The sequence below is a fragment of the Janthinobacterium sp. 67 genome (assembly GCF_002797895.1).
GTDB lineage: Bacteria > Pseudomonadota > Gammaproteobacteria > Burkholderiales > Burkholderiaceae_D > Janthinobacterium.
The window spans coordinates 330,640-347,099 of the sequence record NZ_PGES01000001.1 but is presented as its reverse complement, the minus strand read 5'-3'; the positions used below and the strand labels follow the sequence as shown (position 1 = coordinate 347,099).

Sequence of the window (16,460 nt, the reverse complement as noted above, 5' to 3'; positions counted from 1 at the left end):
GCAACGCCTCCCTTTTCCCCTAGTATATTCGCCCGCCCCCCGTTTCGGCGACAACTATCGTGCGCGGGGGCCTATTGCGCGCCGCCGGCGGCGCTCGCGCTGGCGCCGGCGACGGGCCAGACGACGCTTTCGTCGACCGAATACAGCTGGCACGGCAGGCTGCTGCGCCGCTGGCACGAAGCGAGCGCGCGCACGTCCGGGCTTTCGCCCTCCTCGGCCCAGCCCCAGGCGCCGCTGGCCGACAGGGCAAAGGCGCGCGGCGCGGTTTTTTCCAGGAAGTCGCGGTAGGCGGCACGGCCCTGTTCTTCCAGGTAGGGCACGGCGGCGATATCGTCCTGCGGCGCGAAATGTGTGGCGGGCGGCGATGGCGCATCGGCCACGCGGTAGACCTGGCGTACCGGCATGCCGATCTTCTGCAGGAAGCGTTCGGTGGCCGGCAGCCACACGGCGACCCCGTCGCGGCTGCCCAGGGTCAGGTGGGCGTCGCGCTTGAACGGGCCATAGGCGACCAGTTCCGCCTGCCCGCCGGAGCCCGTGAACGAGCGAAACAAACGCTGCGCCAGGGCCGGACCGAAATAGGAATCGTTGGCGCCATACAGCCACAGGCTGGGAATGTGGTTGTAGGCGCCCATGGTGGCAAAACTCTTGGCCAGCGCCCCTTGCCAGTCGCAGCCGGGCATGTCGACGCGCAGCCCGCCGGAAAAATTGAGCACGCCGCGCACGCCGGGCACCACCCGGGTGGCCAGCGCCAGCGCCGCCATGCCGCCATACGACTGCCCCGCGACGACGATGCGCTGCGGGTCGATCCAGCTCTGGCGGCGCGCATACGCGAGCGCGGCGAGCATGTCGCGCGCCTGGCCCTGGGCGTTGCCCAGCATGTCGCAGCCGAAATCGCGGTAGGCGCCCGTGGAGCGGGCAAAGCCGGCGCGCATGGGCAGCATCACCGCATAGCCGCGGCGCACGAATTCGGTGGCCATATAGATAAAGCGCTCGCGCTGCTGCAGCCGGGCGGGGCCGGCCTGCTTGCCGTGATTCATCAGCAACAGGGGAAACGGACCGGGGCCGGCGGGACGGAACACCGTCGTTTCCAGCGTGTCGCGCAAGCCGTCGCCGGCCGGCACCATGATGACTTGCTCGTTCAGGCGCGCATCGAGCGGCAACGGCGAGTGAGCAAGCTGGGCTTTCAGGGGCAGGCAAGGCAGACTGAGCAGCAAACCCAGGAAAATGCGGCGAAACAAGTGAAAAATGGCGGACTCCGTGGATGACTTCCCTGCCAGTCTAGACAGTGAAATGCCACAGAACAATATAAAAAAATTACGTGACGCACATATTTTTTACGGCAACCACTTACGAAAAAAATGTTGCCTTGCACCAACCACTTTTCCCGCTGACAGGAGTAAACTGGACGCCTACTGAAGGAGTCGCCATGTCCCTATCCGCCCTCACCACCGGTACCTCGGGGCTGACCGCCAACCAGCGCGCGCTGGATGTGGCCGCCAACAATATCGCCAATGCGACTACGCCGGGCTTCCAGCCCCAGCAAGCCCAGTTCCAGGAAAGCAGCCCGGCCGGCACGGGCGTCACCCTCTCCGTCGAAGGGCGCAAGCTGGCCGCCAGCGAAAGCGTCAGCGGCGCCAATGCAAATGCGGCCAAGGCAGCCGAAAGCCGGCCAAACGGCGTGGGCCTCGCATCCGAACTGACCGATAACCTCGTCTACAAGGCCGGTTTCAACCTGTCGGCGAACGTCGTCAAGGCAGCCGACCAGGCCCTGGGCAGTCTGATCGACGTGAAGAGCTGAAGCCCTGCGGCTATCTACACCATAGCCAGCGCCAGCGGCGCCATGGCCGGCCGGATCAGCGCCAGCAGCCGTTCGGCCGGAATGCCGTCGCGCGCCTGCACCGACAAGCCATGCAGCAAGGCCGCGTAGTAGTCGCCCAGCGCCTGCACGTCCGCCTCCCCTTTTAACTCTCCCGCCAACTGCGCCGCGCGCAGGCGCTCGATGAGGGCTTGCGTGCGCGCGCGGCGGTGCTGCGCCAGCCAGTCGGCGATGCCCGCGTTTTCCGCGCTCGTGTTGGTGGCGGCCGTCACCACCATGCAGCCTTGCGGCTGGCCGCTGCGCGTGTACAGCAGCACGGCCTCTTCCAGCATGCGCGCCACGGCGTCGCGCACGTTCAGGCTGGCGGCCAGCGCGTGCACGGCAAACGCGCCCTCGCCCTCTTCATACAATTCCACGGCTTCGCGGAACAGCTGCTCCTTCGAGCCGAAGGCCGCGTAGATGCGCGCCGAGGCGATGCCCAGCGCCGCCACCAGGTCGGCCATCGACACGCCCTCGTAGCCGCGCGTCCAGAACGCATCGCGCGCTTTTGCCAGCGCCAGCGCGCGGTCGAATTCCCTCGGTCTTCCTGCCATTTTGATCCTCTGCTTGCGAACTGGCGGCCAGTATAACGCCTGGCGCCGACCGTACGTTCGCCAATTATTTTGCATGGCCGCCTTGACCGCGCAAAAGATTTCGCCTATTCTTTGTCGATCGACAAACAATAGGAGCCGATATGAGAACCATTCAAGGACCGAGCCTGCACCTGGCCCAATTCGCCGCCGACACGGCACCCTTCAACACCTTGCCCGCCATCGCCGGGTGGGCGGCCGGCATGGGCTTCAAGGCCCTGCAGATTCCCGCCTGGGATGCGCGCCTGTTCGACGTGGCGCAAGCCGCGCGCAGCCAGCAATACTGCGACGACCTGGTCGCCATGCTGGCGGGCCATGGCCTCGTCATCAGCGAACTGACGACGCACATCCTCGGCCAGCTGGTGGCCGTGCACCCGGCCTACGACGCGCTGTGCGACAGCTTCGCGCCGGCACACCTGCACGGCCAGCCGGAAGCGCGCACGGCGTGGGCCATCGAGCAGGTCAAGCTGGCGGCCATGGCCTCGAAACGCCTGGGCCTGACCGACATGGGCACCTTTTCCGGCTCGTTCGCCTGGCCCTATCTGTTCCCTTTCCCGCAGCGCCCGCCCGGCCTGATCGAAACGGCCTTCGATGAACTGGCGCGCCGCTGGCTGCCCATCCTCGACGTGTGCGAAGAACAGGGCATCAACCTGTGCTACGAAATCCACCCCAGCGAAGACCTGCATGACGGCATCAGCTTCGAGATGTTCTACGAGCGCGTGGGACGCCACCCGCGCTGCAAGATGCTGTTCGACCCCAGCCACTTCGTGCTGCAGCAGCTGAACTACCTGGAATTCATCGATATCTACAAGGACCATATCCGCATGTTCCATGTGAAGGATGCGGAGTTCAATCCGACGGGTCGGCAAGGCATCTACGGCGGCTACCAGTCGTGGGAAAACCGCGCCGGGCGTTTCCGTTCGCTCGGCGATGGCCAGGTCGACTTCAAGGCGATCTTCTCCAAGATGGCGCAAAACGACTACGCGGGCTGGGCGACGCTGGAATGGGAATGCTGCCTGAAGGACCAGGAAACGGGTGCGCGCGAAGGCGTGGACTTCATCAATGCCCACATCATTCCCGTCACCGACAAGATCTTCGACGACTTCGCCGGCGCCCCCGTCAGCGCGCAACAGATTCATCAATTGCTGGGCATCCGGCACAACTAATCAGGAAACACCATGAACGAATTTACACATGATTACGTCCGCATCGATGGCCAGCGCCTCCATTGCGTCATCGCGGGTACCGGCAACGGCAAACCCGTGCTGCTGATCCCCGGCTGGCCGCAAACCTGGTATGCGTGGCGGCACGTGATGGCGGCGCTGGCCGCCAGCGGCTACCAGGCCATCGCCATCGACCCGCCCGGCAGCGGTCATTCGGACCGTCCGGCCGGCGGCTACGACACGGGCGCCGTGGCGACCACCTTGCACCGCGCCATGCTGGCCCTGGGCCATGCGCAGTACGACGTCGTCGGCCACGACATCGGCATGTGGGTCGGCTATGCGCTGGCCAGCGATTTCCCGCAGGCCGTGACGAAACTGGCGCTGACGGAAGCCGTCATTCCCGGCCTGGCGCCCGCGCCGCCGATTTTTGTCGCGCCGTCCGACAACATCTTCCTGTGGCACTTCATGTTCAACCAGGTGCTGGACTTGCCGGAAATGCTCACGGCCGGCAAGGAGCGCGAGTACATCCGCTTCATCTTCGACCGCTGGTCGTACCGCCGCGACAAGGTGGCCGTCGACGTGTATGCGGACGCGTACGCCACGCCGGGCGCCCTGCGCGCCGGTTTCGCCTACTACCGCGCCATCCCCGAAACCATCCGGCAAAACCTGGAGCGGGCCAAGCGTAGCCTGGCCATGCCCGTGCTGGCCATCGGCGCCGACCACGCGACCAACGACGCGCCCCTGCTGACCATGCAGGGCAAGGCGGACAATCTGCAAGGCGCCATCGTTGCCGAATGCGGCCACTTCATCATGGAAGAACAGCCGGAAGCGTTCATCGCCCACCTGCTGCCCTTCCTGGCCGGAGAAAAGTCAGGAAACAACGCGTGAGCCTCGATCCGCTGATCGCCGCCTGGCTGGTAGAAACAAGGGATGCGCCGCCGCCCGCCTCGCTGGCAGACCTGCGCGCGGCCACGGAAACGGGCTTGCGCCAGCTGCATGGGCCACTGGAAGACGTCGCGGCCATCAAGGATTACGTGCTGCCCGGCGAACATGCGCTGGCCGTGCGCGCCTATGTGCCGGCCGGCGCGGACACGGCCACGAAGCTGCCGGCCATCGTCTTTGCGCATGGCGGTGGATGGTGTCTGTGCTCGCTGGACCTGTACGACAACCCGTGCCGCGCGCTGGCCAACGCCTCCGGCTGCGTAATCTTTTCCGTCGACTACCGGCTGGCGCCCGAGCACAAGTTTCCCGTGCCGCTAGCCGATTTTTACCGGGCACTGTGCTGGGTCGCCGAGCATGCGGCGGCGCTGGGCATCGATCCGCGGCGGCTGGCCGTGGGCGGCGACAGCGCGGGCGGCAACCTGGCCGCGGCGGCGGCCCTGATGGCGCGCGACCAGGCCGGGCCCGCGCTGGCGCACCAACTGCTGCTGTATCCAGCGCTCGATTTCGCCTTCGACACCGCGTCCTACCAACGCCATGCGGAAGGCTTTTCGCTGACGCGCGAGGCGATGCGCTTTTGCTGGTCGGCCTACCTGAACGAACCGGCCAACGGCATGCAGCCTTATGCGGCGCCGCTGCGGGCAACTACGCTCAAGGACTTGCCGCCGGCGACCGTGCTCGTATGCGAGTACGACCCGCTGCATGACGAAGGCGTGGCGTATGCACGGCGGCTGCGCGACGGCGGCGTGGCGGCCGATTGCGTGCAGCTTGACGGCATGATCCATGCGGCTATGCACATGCTGGGCCTGGCCCCAACGGCGCGGGGATTGTTCGACGTGGCGGGCAAAGCAATGAAAAGTGTCATGTTTACGTAAATAGCCCACTAGAAAAATTCTGGGGTCTGACCCGGCGGGTCAGACCCCAGCATGCCTCTATTCCACCAGCTTGCGCACCTCGATGCCGTTCAGCCACTTCACATGGCGCGGCCCCGTGCGGATGTCCTTCGCCGAGATCAGGCCGATCTCGCCATCGTTCTCGTCGAGCGCCTTGCCGTTTTTTTCGTAGTAGACGATCACGCCCTCGCCGGCCGGCGCGTTATACAGCTCGCCCCAGGAAAACACCACGGCATAACCATCGGTGGCCGTGGCGATGATGGCGAGCTTCTTGACGTCGTTATGGCCCGGTGCATCGAGCGCCGCCTTGTCGAGGATGTCGCGCAGGCGCACGCCGCGATAACTGGTGATGCTCTCGGCCTTGTCCCCATTGTGGCGCGTGACGGCGAGCTCGCCGCCATTGGCCGGCGGCAGCTGGCGCAGGTCCGCCACCTTCAGGGTCAATGGCGTTGCCACCTTGCCCGTCACGGCCAGCGCGTGGCTCATATGCTCGCGCGCCGGTGCCGGGTCGGCCCACGCGGGCGCCGCCTCCAGCAACGCGGCCGAAGCCAAACCGGCGAATATTTTCTTCAACATGCTGTGTCCTTTCATGGAACGATCAAAAAATCAGAACTGGTACTGCGCATTGGCCAGCCACGTGCGGCCCGCGCCGGGGAAACCGTCGGCCAGCGCGTAATTGCGGTCAGCCAGGTTGCTCACGCCCGCTTCCAGGGCCAGGGCCGGCAAGGGCCGGTACACGGCCTTCAGGTTCACGGTCGCAAAGCCGCCCAGTTCCACGGTGTTCGAGACCCAGCGCCCGCTGTTCGCTTCCGCGATGGCCACCACGTCGACCTGGCGCGCCGCGTGCAGCACAGCGTGCGCCGTCAGCTTGTGGCGCGGCACGTCCGTCAGGCGGATGGCGCGGTCGCTGACGTTCTGCATATGCGTATAGGTGTAGTTGCCGCCCCAGTCCAGCCAGGCGCCGGCGCTGCCGCGCAAGCCCAGTTCCACGCCGCTGATGTGCGCTCTGCCCGCGTTGCGCATCTGCGAACGCACGCCGGAGACGTTGGCCACGCTCTGGATCTTGTCCTTCACGTCGCTGTAGAACAGCGCCGCTTCCAGGCTGGTGTCCTGCGCGTTTCCTTGATATCCCACTTCATAATTGAGCGCTTCCTCGGCGCGCAGGTCCGGGTTTTCAATATACGTGCCCAGGCGCTGCGAGTAGCGGTCCTTCAGCGTGGGCAGGCGCGACTTGCGGGCCACGGTGGCGTACACGCGCGACCCTGGCGCCGTCTTGTGGAACAGGCCCGCCTGCAGGTCGGTGGCCGATTGATCGCCTGGCAAGGTATAGGCATTGCCGGCGCTGTCAACCGTGTCCGGGCGCAGTGCATTGCGCGAGACGCCCAGCGACAGCTGCGTCGCTCCGCTCAGGGCGATGCTGTCTTCCGCACCCAGGGTCCACAGGCCATCCTTGTACCAGGTGATGCGCACGCCCTTGCCATCGCGTTCCTGGTGCTCGTCGGCCTTGTAGCTGGCCACAAAACGCAGGCTGTGCGCGGCCAGGCGGAACGATTCGAATTCCACCGCGCCGCCGTTCGTGCGGTCGTTATAGATGCTGCGCCCGCCGCTGACGCTGCCCTGGCCACTCGTCTTGATGCTGCCGTAGCTGCCGTTCGTGTACGAGACGATTTCATTGTCGTAGCTGTCGTGGTACAGGCGCAGTTTCAACCGCTCGGCCTCGCCCAGGCGCGTCTGCGAAACGAAATACACGCTTTCCTTGTTCCAGTACGGCCATTGCCAGTAGCGCACGCCGACGGGATTCGTCGATGGCGGCTGGCCCTTTTCGCCATGCTGCTTGTAGTAGCTGAGAGCGTATTCGTCACCCGCCTGCGCGCCACCCGGCGTGTAGCCCATCTTGAACGACAGCTTGTGGTCCTTGCGATAAGAGTTGTTGCGCATGCCGCCGTCTTCCGTGGCCGTGGGGCGGAAATCGGACGACAGGGGAAAGCCATCGCTGTCGATCCAGGACACGCCCGCCTGCAGATACCACAGCCCCTGGTTCGTGCCCACGTTGGCCGACACCTGGCGTTCGCTGCCAGAGCCGAATCCCACGGAGACATCGCCTTCCGTCAAAGCGCTTGGCTTGCGCGACACCAGGTTGATGGCGCCGCCCAGGGTATTGGCGCCGTAGGCCACGGAGCTGTATCCTTTCGCCACCTGGATGGCCGCCAGGTCGCTGGTGGTGAAGCGGTTGAAATCGACATAGCCGTCATACGGCACGTAGACGGGAATACCGTCGACGTACAGCGGCACCTGGCGCGCATCGAAGCCGCGGATGGCGATGGTTTTTTCATTGCGCGCATTCGTCGACAGCGACACGCCGGACAGCAGGTTCAAGGCGTCGCCCACGTTGTCGCGGTTAAAGCGGCGCATCTGGGCGCGGCTCACTTGCGTTCCCACTTGCGGTTCCATTGCGCCAGCCTGCTCGCGCTGGCCGACCACCGTCACCGTGCCCAGCACGAACGGCGCCGCCGCATCCGCGCCGGCGTCTTCCCTGCCGGCGGCCTGCTGCGCCAGCGCCAACAGCACGGCGCCCGCCATTATCTGTTTCACCATCGTCATATTGCTCTCTTCCGTTATATATCGCTTTATATAGCGATATGCAAAAAAACAGCCGCGCCTGCGGCGGCCATCACGCAACAGCGCAATATACAGACGTATATAGCGATGTTCAAGCAGCAAGGCCGAAAACCGCTGCGCAGGTCAATTTTCCAGGTATTTTTCATGCACCGCAGCATTTCGCTGTGCGAACGAATGTTTCACAAAACGGTTGACACGCACAATTTGGCTAGGCAAACTGATTTCCAGGGAGCCTGAAAATGAATGCAAATATGACAAATATTCAGACCGCGGCAGATTCGGAACTGATCGTCTTCGGCGATGACGAGGAAGGCAAGGACCGCCAGTTCGTCAACGCGCTGGCGCGCGGGCTGGAAGTGCTCCGTTGCTTCCGTCCCGGCGAAGTCTATCTGTCGAACGCGGACATGGCCAAGCGCACGGGCATCCCGAAGCCGACGATCTCGCGCCTCACCTACACGCTCACCAAACTCGGCTACCTGAACTACTCGGACAGCCTGGGCAAATACCAGCTGGGCGCCGGCGTACTGGCCCTCGGCTACCGCATGCTGTCGAACCTCGACGTGCGCAAGATGGCGCGCCCGCTGATGGAGGAACTGGCGGAACACGCGCAAGCGTCCGTCTCGCTGGGCACGCGCGACCGCCTCAGCATGGTCTACGTGGAAACGTGCCGCAGCAGCGCCAACGTCACCTTGCGCCTCGACGTCGGTTCGCGCATTCCGCTGATGACGACGGCCATGGGCAAGGCCCTGCTGTGCATTCTGCCGCAGGCCGAACGCGACTACCTGATGGACCACGCCAGGGTGCACGAGACGGAACGCTGGCCGCGCATCAAGGCCGGCATCGAGCAAGGCTTCAAGGATTACCAGGACCGGGGCTTTTGCATCTCGGCCGGCGAATGGCAGAACGACGTGCACGCCGTGGGCGTGCCCATGCTGGGCGCCGACGGCGAACAGGTGATGGCCTTCAATTGCGGCGGCCCCGCCTTCTTGCTGTCGCGCGAAAAGCTGGAATCGGACCTGGGACCGCGCCTGGTGGCCCTCGTCAAGACAGTGGAAAAAAACCTGGGCCGCGGTTAGACTGCGCGCCCCCTCTCAACGACAGCTCAAATCCAAGCGCCGAGGAAACCGATGATACGCGACGAAGAAACCCTGAACATCCTGCTCGACAGCATCGCCCGTTTCGTGCGCGAAGTGCTGGTGCCGAACGAGGCGCTGGTGGCCGAAACGGATACGATACCGCCCGCCATCGTGGCGCAGATGCGCGAACTGGGCCTGTTCGGCCTGTCCATTCCCGAAGCCTACGGCGGCCTGGAACTGAGCATGGAAGAGGAAGTGCGCGTCGCCTTTGAAATCGCCCGCACCTCGCCCGCCTTCCGCTCGCTGATCGGCACGAACAACGGCATCGGCTCGCAAGGCATCGTCATCGACGGCACGGAAGCGCAAAAGCAGTACTATTTGCCCAAGCTGGCGGCCGGCGAGATCATCGGCTCGTTCGCGCTGACGGAAGCGGGGTCAGGGTCGGATGCGGCCTCGCTGCGCACGACGGCCGTGCGCGACGGCGACTTCTATATCCTCAACGGCAGCAAGCGCTATATCACCAACGCGCCGGAAGCGAGCATCTTTACCGTCATGGCCCGCACGGACCCCGTCAAGCGCGGTGCCTCGGCCATTTCCGCCTTCATCGTGGAAAAGGATACGCCGGGCCTTTCCTTGGGCAAGATCGACAAGAAGATGGGCCAGCAAGGCGCGCATACCTGCGACGTGATCTTTGAAAACTGCCGTGTCCCGGCCGCGAACATCATCGGCGGCAAGGAAGGCGTGGGTTTTAAAACAGCCATGAAAGTGCTCGACAAGGGCCGCCTGCACATTGCCGCCGTCTGCGTGGGCGCGGCCGAACGCATGCTGGCCGACGCCCTGGCCTACGCCATGGAGCGCCAGCAGTTCGGCCAGCCCATCGCGGAATTCCAGCTGATCCAGGCCATGCTGGCCGACAGCAAGGCCGAGATCTACGCGGCGCGCAGCATGGTGCTCGACGCGGCGCGCCGGCGCGACAACAAGGAAGACATCTCGACGGAAGCGTCGTGCTGCAAGCTGTTCGCCTCCGAAATGTGCGGCCGCGTGGCCGACCGCTCCGTGCAGATCCACGGCGGCGCCGGCTACATCAGCGAATATGCGGCAGAACGCTTCTACCGCGACGTGCGCCTGTTCCGCATTTACGAAGGCACGACGCAGATCCAGCAGATCGTCATCGCCCGCAACATGATCAAGGCAGCGCAAAAGTGAAGGAGGCCGCGATGGACATCCCTGCCCTGCTGGCCGGCTTGCCGGCGCGCCTGTCGGCCATCCCCGCCCACTGGGCCGCGCGCGCGCCCGATGCGCCGGCGCTGCATGAAGGCGGCCGCAGCTGGACCTACGCGCAGCTGCGGCACAGTGTGGAAAACGCCGCGCAGCTGCTGCGCCAGCTCGATGTGCGCGCCGGCGACCGCCTGATGGTGGTGGGCGAGAACTGTGCGCTGCAGGTGGCGCTGATTTTCGCGGCCGCCAGCATCGATGCGTGGATCGTCAACGTCAATGCGCGCCTGTCGGCACGCGAAATCGACACCATCGCTGCGCACAGTTCCGCGCGACGCGTGCTGTTCCTGGCCGGCGCCTCGCCGGAAGCGGCCGCGCATGCCGCACGTCTGGGCGCGGCCAGCGCCATGGTCGATGGCATGGGCGAGCTGCTGGCGGGCGACTTGAATGCGGCAGCCATCGCGGAAGACACGGTCTCCGGCAACGAACAGGTGGCCGCGCTGATCTACACGACGGGTACGACGGGGCAGTCGAAAGGCGTGATGCTCACGCACCGCAACCTGCTGTTCATCGCCGCCGTCTCCAGCACCCTGCGTGGCCTGACCAGCACCGACCGCGCCTACGGCGTGCTGCCGATTTCGCACGTGTACGGCCTGGCCTCGGTGGCCCTTGGCACCCTGTATGCGGGCGCCGCCTTATATCTGGTGCCGCGCTTTTCCGTCGACGGCCTGCTCTCGGCACTGAAGGACGACGGCTTGACCATCGTGCAGGGCGTGCCCGCCATGTACGCCAAGCTGCTGCAAACCCTGGGCGGCGCCGAGACTCCCCTGCCGACGCGGCTGCGCTTCGCGTATGCGGGCGGCTCGCCGCTGGCGCCATCGCTCAAGCACGAGGTGGAAAAGCTGCTGGGCACCGCGCTGCACAATGGCTACGGCATGACGGAAAGCGCGCCCACCATCAGCCAGACGCGCCTGGAAGCGCCGCGTCTCGACGATTCCGTCGGCACGCCTATCCCCGGCGTGGAAGTGCGCGTGGTGGACGTGGCCGGCATGGATGTGTCGCCGGGCGAGCCGGGCGAACTGTGGATACGCGGGCCGAACATCATGGCCGGCTATTACCGCGAGCCGGCCATGACGGCGGCCACCATGCGTGACGACGGCTGGCTCAATACGGGCGACATGGCGCGCCAGGATGCCGACGGCGCGCTGTTCATCGTGGGCCGCACCAAGGAACTGATCATCCGCTCCGGCTTCAATGTGTATCCGCTGGAAGTGGAAACGGCGCTCAACGCCCACCCGTCCGTGGTGCAGTCGGCCGTGGTGGGACGCACTGTGGCCGATGGCAACGAGGACGTCATCGCCTACGTGGAGCTGGACCCGCAGCATCCCGTGACGGTACAGACACTGCAGGATTACCTGGCGCAGACCCTGTCGCCGTACAAATGCCCGTCCGCCATCATCGTCATGGAAGCGCTGCCGGCCGCCGCCACGGGCAAGATTTTAAAGGGGCAGCTGCGGCAGATGGCGCAAAATACCCTGTGAATTAACCTTGCAGTAGCAGACCCGACAATAAAACCAAGCCACATCACCGGAGGAGACACGATGAAACGCACCTACACACGCATCGCCATGGCAGCGCTGGTCGCCAGCGCCTGGATGGCGCACGCCAGCGCCGACGAATTCCTGGTCGGCGCGGAAATCCCGCTGACGGGCAACCTGGCGCGCGTCGGCGCCGGCATGCAGGAAGGGATCATGGTCGCGGCCGAGGTATTCAACAAGAGCAACGGCAAGCACACGATCAAGATCGTCACCGTCGACGACGAATCGGCGCCCGCCAAGGCCATCGCCGCCGTGGAGAAGCTGGCCAGCCAGGGCGTGGTGGCCATCACGGGCGGCTATGGCTCGAACAATATCTCGCCCGCCTCGGACACGGCGAACAAACTGGGCCTCGTCTACATCACCTCGGGCGGCGTGGACGACAGCCTGGTGGCCAGCGGACGCAAGAATTTTTTCCGCATCAATAACACGGCCGGCTACGAAAAAGCCATGCTGGGATTGCTGCAGGACGTGGGCGCCAAATCCGTCTCCATCGTGTATTCGACCAAGGACGCCACCACGGGCCTGGCGAAAGACGTGGAAAAGGCCCTGGCCGCCAAGGGCGTGAAAGTGACGACGCATTCGTTCGACCCGGCCATTACGGACTTCAAGCCCATCATCAACAAGATCAAGCTGCAGGATAAATCGGAAGTGGTGGCCATGGTCGGCTACGAAAACGATTACGTGGGCATCATCCGCGCCGCCCGCGTCCTGAAGCCGAAGATCAAGGCCATGGTGGGCGTGTGGTCGCTGGCCACGCCGAAGATGGCGGCCGATTTTCCCGACCTGATGCCGAACGTGTTCGGCACGGCCCTGCTGCCCTTCCCCACGGAATTCAAGACGGCCGACGGCAAGGCCTTCAGCGACGCCTACAAGCAGCTGTACAAGAAGGAGCCCGACTACCTGGGCCAGTTCGGCTACGTGCAGTCGATGCTGCTGTTCGAAGCGATCGCGCGCGCGGCCGACAAGGGCACGCTCAAGAAAGGCGGCGTGGCCGAGGAAATGCGCAAGACGGACCGCGAAACCCTGATCGGCCGCGTGCAGTTCGCCGCCAACGGCGACAACCAGAATTTCGTGCACCGCATGGCGCAGCACCAGGACAAGAAAGTGGTCATCGTCTGGCCGAAGGAACACGCGACGGGCAAGCTGGCCTATCCTGCCCTGCCCTGGTAAACGGCAGCCTCCCGCTGCACACGCGCGCGCCTGCCGGGCGCGCACCGATGAACGGCAGTCCTGCGCAGTGTAGCTGCTGCGCCAGGACTGCCTGACGGGATGACGACATGACAGAATTAATCTTGCAAGCCCTGTATTCGGGTTTGCTGCAGGGCGGCTCCTACGCCCTGATCGCACTGGGACTGGCGCTGGTCTTCGGCACCATGAAAGTGATCAACCTGGCGCACGGCGAACTGGTGCTGCTGGCCGCCTACATCGCCTACAGCGTGGAATCCGGGCTTGGACTCGGCCCCATGTTCGCCATTCCCATCGCGCTGGTGATCGTCAGCCTCACGTCCGTGGGCGTGTACCTGATCGTCAGCCGCATCAAGAAAGACCGCGAAATCAATTCGCTGATCCTCACCTACGGCATCGGCGTGATCCTCACCAATTTCATCCTGCTCGTATGGAAGGCGGACATCCGTTCGACGTCGTCGAGCTGGCTGCAGGAAGGTTTTGAAATCGGCCCGTTTTTCAGCATGCGCAGCGAAGTGATTTTCTTTGCCGTCAGCCTGGTGCTGATGGCGGCCCTGTGGCGCTGGCTGTCGACCAGCTGGTACGGCCGCGCCGTGCGCGCCGTCTCCAGCAACCGCGACGCGGCCAAGCTGATGGGCATCGACCCGGGCCGCACGGAACTGGTGTCCTTTCTGGTCGCCGGCATCCTGGCCGCCTTCGCCGGCGTCGCCCTGTTCAGCTATGGCGTGATCCAGCCTGCCTACGGCGGCGCGCTGACGGTCAAAGCCTTCATCATCACGGTATTGGCCGGCATCGGGTCGATCCCCGGCGTGCTGCTGGCCGCCGTGCTGCTGGGCGTGGCCGAAGCCTTGACCGTTACCCTGGCCAGCTCCGCGCTGCAGGAATTGTCCGGCATGGTGCTGTTCCTGCTGGTGCTGTTCATCATGCCGAACGGCTTGTTCGGCGCACAACGGAGGCGCGGATGAAGCGCTCGACACTGATCTCCACGGCGGGCCTGCTGCTGGCCGCCTACGTCGCCGTGCCGCTGGCCCTGGGCGGCAACCAGTACGTGATGAGCATGGTGGTGGCGGCCCTGATCATCGGCGGCGTGGCCATGTCCTGGGCCCTGCTGGGGAACCTGGGCGGCATGGTCAGCTTCGGCCATGCGGCCTTCTTCGGCGTGGGTGCGTATGTCTCCGCGCTGGCCACCGTGAAACTGGGCTTGCCCGTGTTTGCCGCCATGCTGCTGGGCGGCGCGGGCGCGGCCATCGCCGCCGTCATCATGCTGCCCGTGCTGCGCCTGCGCGGGCCGTATTTTGCGCTGGCCATCCTCGCCTATGCCCACATCTTCCGCATCCTGGCCACGGAATGGAGTTCCGTCACGGGCGGCGCCGGCGGCATCAACAATATTCCCGCCTTGCCCACCGTCTTCGGTTTCGATCTGGCCAGCAAGACGGGCGCCTACCTGGTCGTGCTGACCCTGGTGGTGTGCTGCGCGTTTGCCTACAGCCGCATCCGCGCCAGCCATTACGGCATCGCCCTGCGCGCCATGCACGACAGCGAAGACGCCACGCGCGTCGTCGGTGTCAACAGCACCTTGCTCAAAGGCGCCATGCTGCTCGTGTCGGCCTTCATGGCGGGCCTGTTTGGCGCCTTCAACGCCCATTACATCAATTTTCTGGAACCGGACTACGCCTTCAACAGCCTGTGGGTGACCCTGCCGATCGTGGCGGCCATCTTCGGCGGCTACCGCACGATACTCGGCCCCGTGCTGGGCGCCGTGGTGGTCTACCTGGTCGACCAGCTGATCTTCAAGTCGCTGATCCCGACCGGCCACCAGCTGGTGCTGGGCGTGCTGCTCGTGGCGATGATCGTCTTCAGTCCGAACGGCTTGCTGCCGCTGCTACGCAAGACGTTCAAAACGAAGGAGAAAGCACATGCTTGAACTCGATAATGTGTCCGTGCGCTTCGGCGGCCTGACGGCCGTCGATTCCGTCACCTTGAACGTGGGCAGCCATGACGTGATCGGCCTCGTGGGCGCGAATGGCGCCGGCAAGACCACCCTGTTCAATGCGATCTCGGGCCTCGTGCGCCCCACCAGCGGCGGCATCCGCTTCGAGGGACGCGACATCATGACCACGCCCATGTACCAGCGCGCGCGCCTGGGACTGGGCCGCACCTTCCAGATCCCGCAACCGATGCATGAATTGACGGTGCGTGAAAATCTGATCGTCGCCCAGCGCTTCGGCACGGGCAAGGTGGACCAGCGCAAGATCGATGAAATCCTCGATTTCACGAGCCTGGCGGACAAGGCCGGACGCGACGCGGCCAGCGAACTGGCGTTGACGGAATTGAAGGCGCTGGAAGTGGCCAAGGCCCTGGCCACCAACCCGAAACTGCTGCTGCTGGACGAAGTGCTGGCCGGGCTGGAGACGAATGGCAAGCGCCGTTTCATGGGCATGCTGAAGGACTTGCACGCCGCCTTTGGCGTGGGCATCGTCATGATCGAGCACGACATCGAGACCATCAGCAATCTGTGCCAGCGCGTGGCCGTGCTCAATTTTGGCCAGCTGATCGCCGACGGCACGCCCGATGCCGTGTTCCGCGATCCGGCCGTGATCGAAAGTTATACGGGGGCAGCCCATGCTTAACATAGAAAACCTGCGCGCCGGCTATGGCGCCATCAATGTGCTGTGGGATGTGTCGCTGTCCATCCAGAAGGGCAAGCTGACCACCATCATCGGCCCGAACGGCGCCGGCAAGACGACCCTGCTGCGCGCCATCATGGGCTTGCTGCCCGTCGGCGCGGGCAGCATCGCGCTCGATGGCCATCCCATCAACGGCACGCCGACGTGGAAGATGAGCGATGCGAGGGTGACGATGATACCGGAAGGCCGCATGACGTTTCGCGACATGAGCGTGGAGGAAAACCTGATCATGGGCGCGTTTCCGAAGGAGCACCGCAGCCACATGCCGGCGCGCCTGGCCGAAGCCTACGCCATGTTCCCGCGCCTGCACGAACGGCGCAAGCAGCTGGCAGGGTCATTGTCGGGCGGCGAGGCGCAGATGCTGGCCATGGCGCGGGGCTTGATGTCGGACCCGTCGCTGCTGATCATCGACGAGCCGTCGCTGGGCCTGGCCCCGCTGGTGGTCAACGAGCTGTTCGATATTCTCGCGCGCCTGAACGACGGCCGGCGCACCATCATCCTCGTCGAGCAGAACACGGCGCGCGCCGTGGGCGTGGCCGATCACGTCTACCTGATGCAAAGCGGCAAGGTGGCGCTGTCGCAAAAAGCCGATGAGGTCGACCTCGAGCACCTGCACGCACTGTATTTCGCGCGCTGAGCG

At 64.8% G+C, this 16,460-nt stretch carries 16 protein-coding genes; 12 read left to right on the top strand and 4 right to left on the bottom strand.

Annotation, left to right across the window (positions count from 1 at the left end; all coding sequences use genetic code 11):
• Nucleotides 1-71: 71 nt before the first annotated feature.
• On the bottom strand, nt 72-1,238 hold the full coding sequence (locus CLU90_RS01600) for a dienelactone hydrolase family protein (protein WP_232731042.1): 1,167 nt from the start codon (nt 1,236-1,238) through the stop codon (nt 72-74).
• Nucleotides 1,239-1,426: 188 nt separating this feature from the next.
• On the opposite strand from CLU90_RS01600, the gene CLU90_RS01595 reads away from it, so the two are divergent.
• A complete protein-coding gene (locus CLU90_RS01595; RefSeq protein ID WP_092712841.1) occupies nt 1,427-1,798 on the top strand; it encodes a flagellar basal body protein in 372 nt (123 codons plus the stop codon).
• A gap of 14 nt (nt 1,799-1,812) precedes the next feature.
• On the opposite strand, the gene CLU90_RS01590 is transcribed toward CLU90_RS01595, so the two are convergent.
• Nucleotides 1,813-2,409 (bottom strand): TetR/AcrR family transcriptional regulator, encoded by a 597-nt coding sequence (locus CLU90_RS01590; protein ID WP_092712839.1) that lies wholly within the window; start codon nt 2,407-2,409, stop codon nt 1,813-1,815.
• Between the two features lie 140 nt (nt 2,410-2,549).
• Here CLU90_RS01590 and CLU90_RS01585 point away from each other — a divergent pair, with 140 nt between their 5' ends.
• The 3 genes from CLU90_RS01585 to CLU90_RS01575 are packed head-to-tail and all read left to right on the top strand — an operon-like array spanning nt 2,550 to nt 5,422.
• Complete coding sequence (locus tag CLU90_RS01585; RefSeq protein ID WP_092712837.1) at nt 2,550-3,611, top strand: sugar phosphate isomerase/epimerase family protein; 1,062 nt, start codon at nt 2,550-2,552, stop codon at nt 3,609-3,611.
• Between the two features lie 12 nt (nt 3,612-3,623).
• Nucleotides 3,624-4,496 carry an alpha/beta fold hydrolase gene (locus CLU90_RS01580; RefSeq protein WP_092712835.1) on the top strand — a complete coding sequence of 291 codons (873 nt, stop codon included), beginning with the start codon at nt 3,624-3,626 and terminating at the stop codon, nt 4,494-4,496.
• Nucleotides 4,493-5,422 (top strand): alpha/beta hydrolase, encoded by a 930-nt coding sequence (locus CLU90_RS01575; RefSeq protein WP_232731041.1) that lies wholly within the window; start codon nt 4,493-4,495, stop codon nt 5,420-5,422. Before CLU90_RS01580 ends, CLU90_RS01575 begins: the two co-directional genes overlap by 4 nt.
• 57 nt (nt 5,423-5,479) lie before the next feature.
• Here the strand turns inward: CLU90_RS01575 and CLU90_RS01570 are convergent, their stop codons facing one another.
• Together CLU90_RS01570 and CLU90_RS01565 are read right to left on the bottom strand one after the other, a co-directional pair.
• Nucleotides 5,480-6,016 carry a molybdopterin-dependent oxidoreductase gene (locus CLU90_RS01570; RefSeq protein WP_232731040.1) on the bottom strand — a complete coding sequence of 179 codons (537 nt, stop codon included), beginning with the start codon at nt 6,014-6,016 and terminating at the stop codon, nt 5,480-5,482.
• Between the two features lie 30 nt (nt 6,017-6,046).
• The gene (locus tag CLU90_RS01565; protein WP_092713035.1) at nt 6,047-8,035 is read right to left on the bottom strand and encodes a TonB-dependent receptor plug domain-containing protein; all 1,989 of its coding nucleotides are present in this window, start codon (nt 8,033-8,035) and stop codon (nt 6,047-6,049) included.
• 275 nt (nt 8,036-8,310) lie between these two features.
• Here CLU90_RS01565 and CLU90_RS01560 point away from each other — a divergent pair, with 275 nt between their 5' ends.
• The 8 genes from CLU90_RS01560 (at nt 8,311) to CLU90_RS01525 (ending at nt 16,457) form a co-directional block, all read left to right on the top strand.
• Nucleotides 8,311-9,135, top strand: a complete 825-nt coding sequence (locus tag CLU90_RS01560; RefSeq protein ID WP_092712829.1) for an IclR family transcriptional regulator — start codon at nt 8,311-8,313, stop codon at nt 9,133-9,135.
• A gap of 51 nt (nt 9,136-9,186) precedes the next feature.
• Entirely contained in the window at nt 9,187-10,341 is a 1,155-nt protein-coding gene (locus CLU90_RS01555) for an acyl-CoA dehydrogenase family protein (RefSeq protein WP_034782861.1), read from the top strand.
• Nucleotides 10,342-10,352: 11 nt separating this feature from the next.
• Nucleotides 10,353-11,891, top strand: coding sequence for a class I adenylate-forming enzyme family protein (locus CLU90_RS01550; protein ID WP_092712827.1), 1,539 nt, complete (start codon nt 10,353-10,355; stop codon nt 11,889-11,891).
• Between the two features lie 60 nt (nt 11,892-11,951).
• Nucleotides 11,952-13,118, top strand: a complete 1,167-nt coding sequence (locus CLU90_RS01545; protein WP_100427013.1) for an ABC transporter substrate-binding protein — start codon at nt 11,952-11,954, stop codon at nt 13,116-13,118.
• A gap of 107 nt (nt 13,119-13,225) precedes the next feature.
• The gene (locus CLU90_RS01540; protein ID WP_092712823.1) at nt 13,226-14,098 is read left to right on the top strand and encodes a branched-chain amino acid ABC transporter permease; all 873 of its coding nucleotides are present in this window, start codon (nt 13,226-13,228) and stop codon (nt 14,096-14,098) included.
• Nucleotides 14,095-15,057: a branched-chain amino acid ABC transporter permease gene (locus CLU90_RS01535; protein WP_100427012.1), complete on the top strand. Its 963-nt coding sequence runs from the start codon at nt 14,095-14,097 to the stop codon at nt 15,055-15,057. The genes CLU90_RS01540 and CLU90_RS01535 overlap by 4 nt, the downstream gene beginning before the upstream one ends.
• Entirely contained in the window at nt 15,050-15,763 is a 714-nt protein-coding gene (locus tag CLU90_RS01530) for an ABC transporter ATP-binding protein (protein ID WP_100427011.1), read from the top strand. Before CLU90_RS01535 ends, CLU90_RS01530 begins: the two co-directional genes overlap by 8 nt.
• On the top strand, nt 15,756-16,457 hold the full coding sequence (locus tag CLU90_RS01525) for an ABC transporter ATP-binding protein (protein WP_100427010.1): 702 nt from the start codon (nt 15,756-15,758) through the stop codon (nt 16,455-16,457). Before CLU90_RS01530 ends, CLU90_RS01525 begins: the two co-directional genes overlap by 8 nt.
• Nucleotides 16,458-16,460: the final 3 nt, after the last annotated feature.

Coding starts and splice junctions, on each gene's coding strand:
- CLU90_RS01560 (WP_092712829.1), top strand. CDS start 8,311: ATGACAAATATTCAGACCGCGGCAGATTCGGAACTGATCGTCTTCGGC.
- CLU90_RS01550 (WP_092712827.1), top strand. CDS start 10,353: ATGGACATCCCTGCCCTGCTGGCCGGCTTGCCGGCGCGCCTGTCGGCC.
- CLU90_RS01585 (WP_092712837.1), top strand. CDS start 2,550: ATGAGAACCATTCAAGGACCGAGCCTGCACCTGGCCCAATTCGCCGCC.
- CLU90_RS01565 (WP_092713035.1), bottom strand. CDS start 8,035: ATGGTGAAACAGATAATGGCGGGCGCCGTGCTGTTGGCGCTGGCGCAG.
- CLU90_RS01570 (WP_232731040.1), bottom strand. CDS start 6,016: ATGTTGAAGAAAATATTCGCCGGTTTGGCTTCGGCCGCGTTGCTGGAG.
- CLU90_RS01535 (WP_100427012.1), top strand. CDS start 14,095: ATGAAGCGCTCGACACTGATCTCCACGGCGGGCCTGCTGCTGGCCGCC.
- CLU90_RS01580 (WP_092712835.1), top strand. CDS start 3,624: ATGAACGAATTTACACATGATTACGTCCGCATCGATGGCCAGCGCCTC.
- CLU90_RS01555 (WP_034782861.1), top strand. CDS start 9,187: ATGATACGCGACGAAGAAACCCTGAACATCCTGCTCGACAGCATCGCC.
- CLU90_RS01530 (WP_100427011.1), top strand. CDS start 15,050: ATGCTTGAACTCGATAATGTGTCCGTGCGCTTCGGCGGCCTGACGGCC.
- CLU90_RS01525 (WP_100427010.1), top strand. CDS start 15,756: ATGCTTAACATAGAAAACCTGCGCGCCGGCTATGGCGCCATCAATGTG.
- CLU90_RS01540 (WP_092712823.1), top strand. CDS start 13,226: ATGACAGAATTAATCTTGCAAGCCCTGTATTCGGGTTTGCTGCAGGGC.
- CLU90_RS01545 (WP_100427013.1), top strand. CDS start 11,952: ATGAAACGCACCTACACACGCATCGCCATGGCAGCGCTGGTCGCCAGC.
- CLU90_RS01590 (WP_092712839.1), bottom strand. CDS start 2,409: ATGGCAGGAAGACCGAGGGAATTCGACCGCGCGCTGGCGCTGGCAAAA.
- CLU90_RS01595 (WP_092712841.1), top strand. CDS start 1,427: ATGTCCCTATCCGCCCTCACCACCGGTACCTCGGGGCTGACCGCCAAC.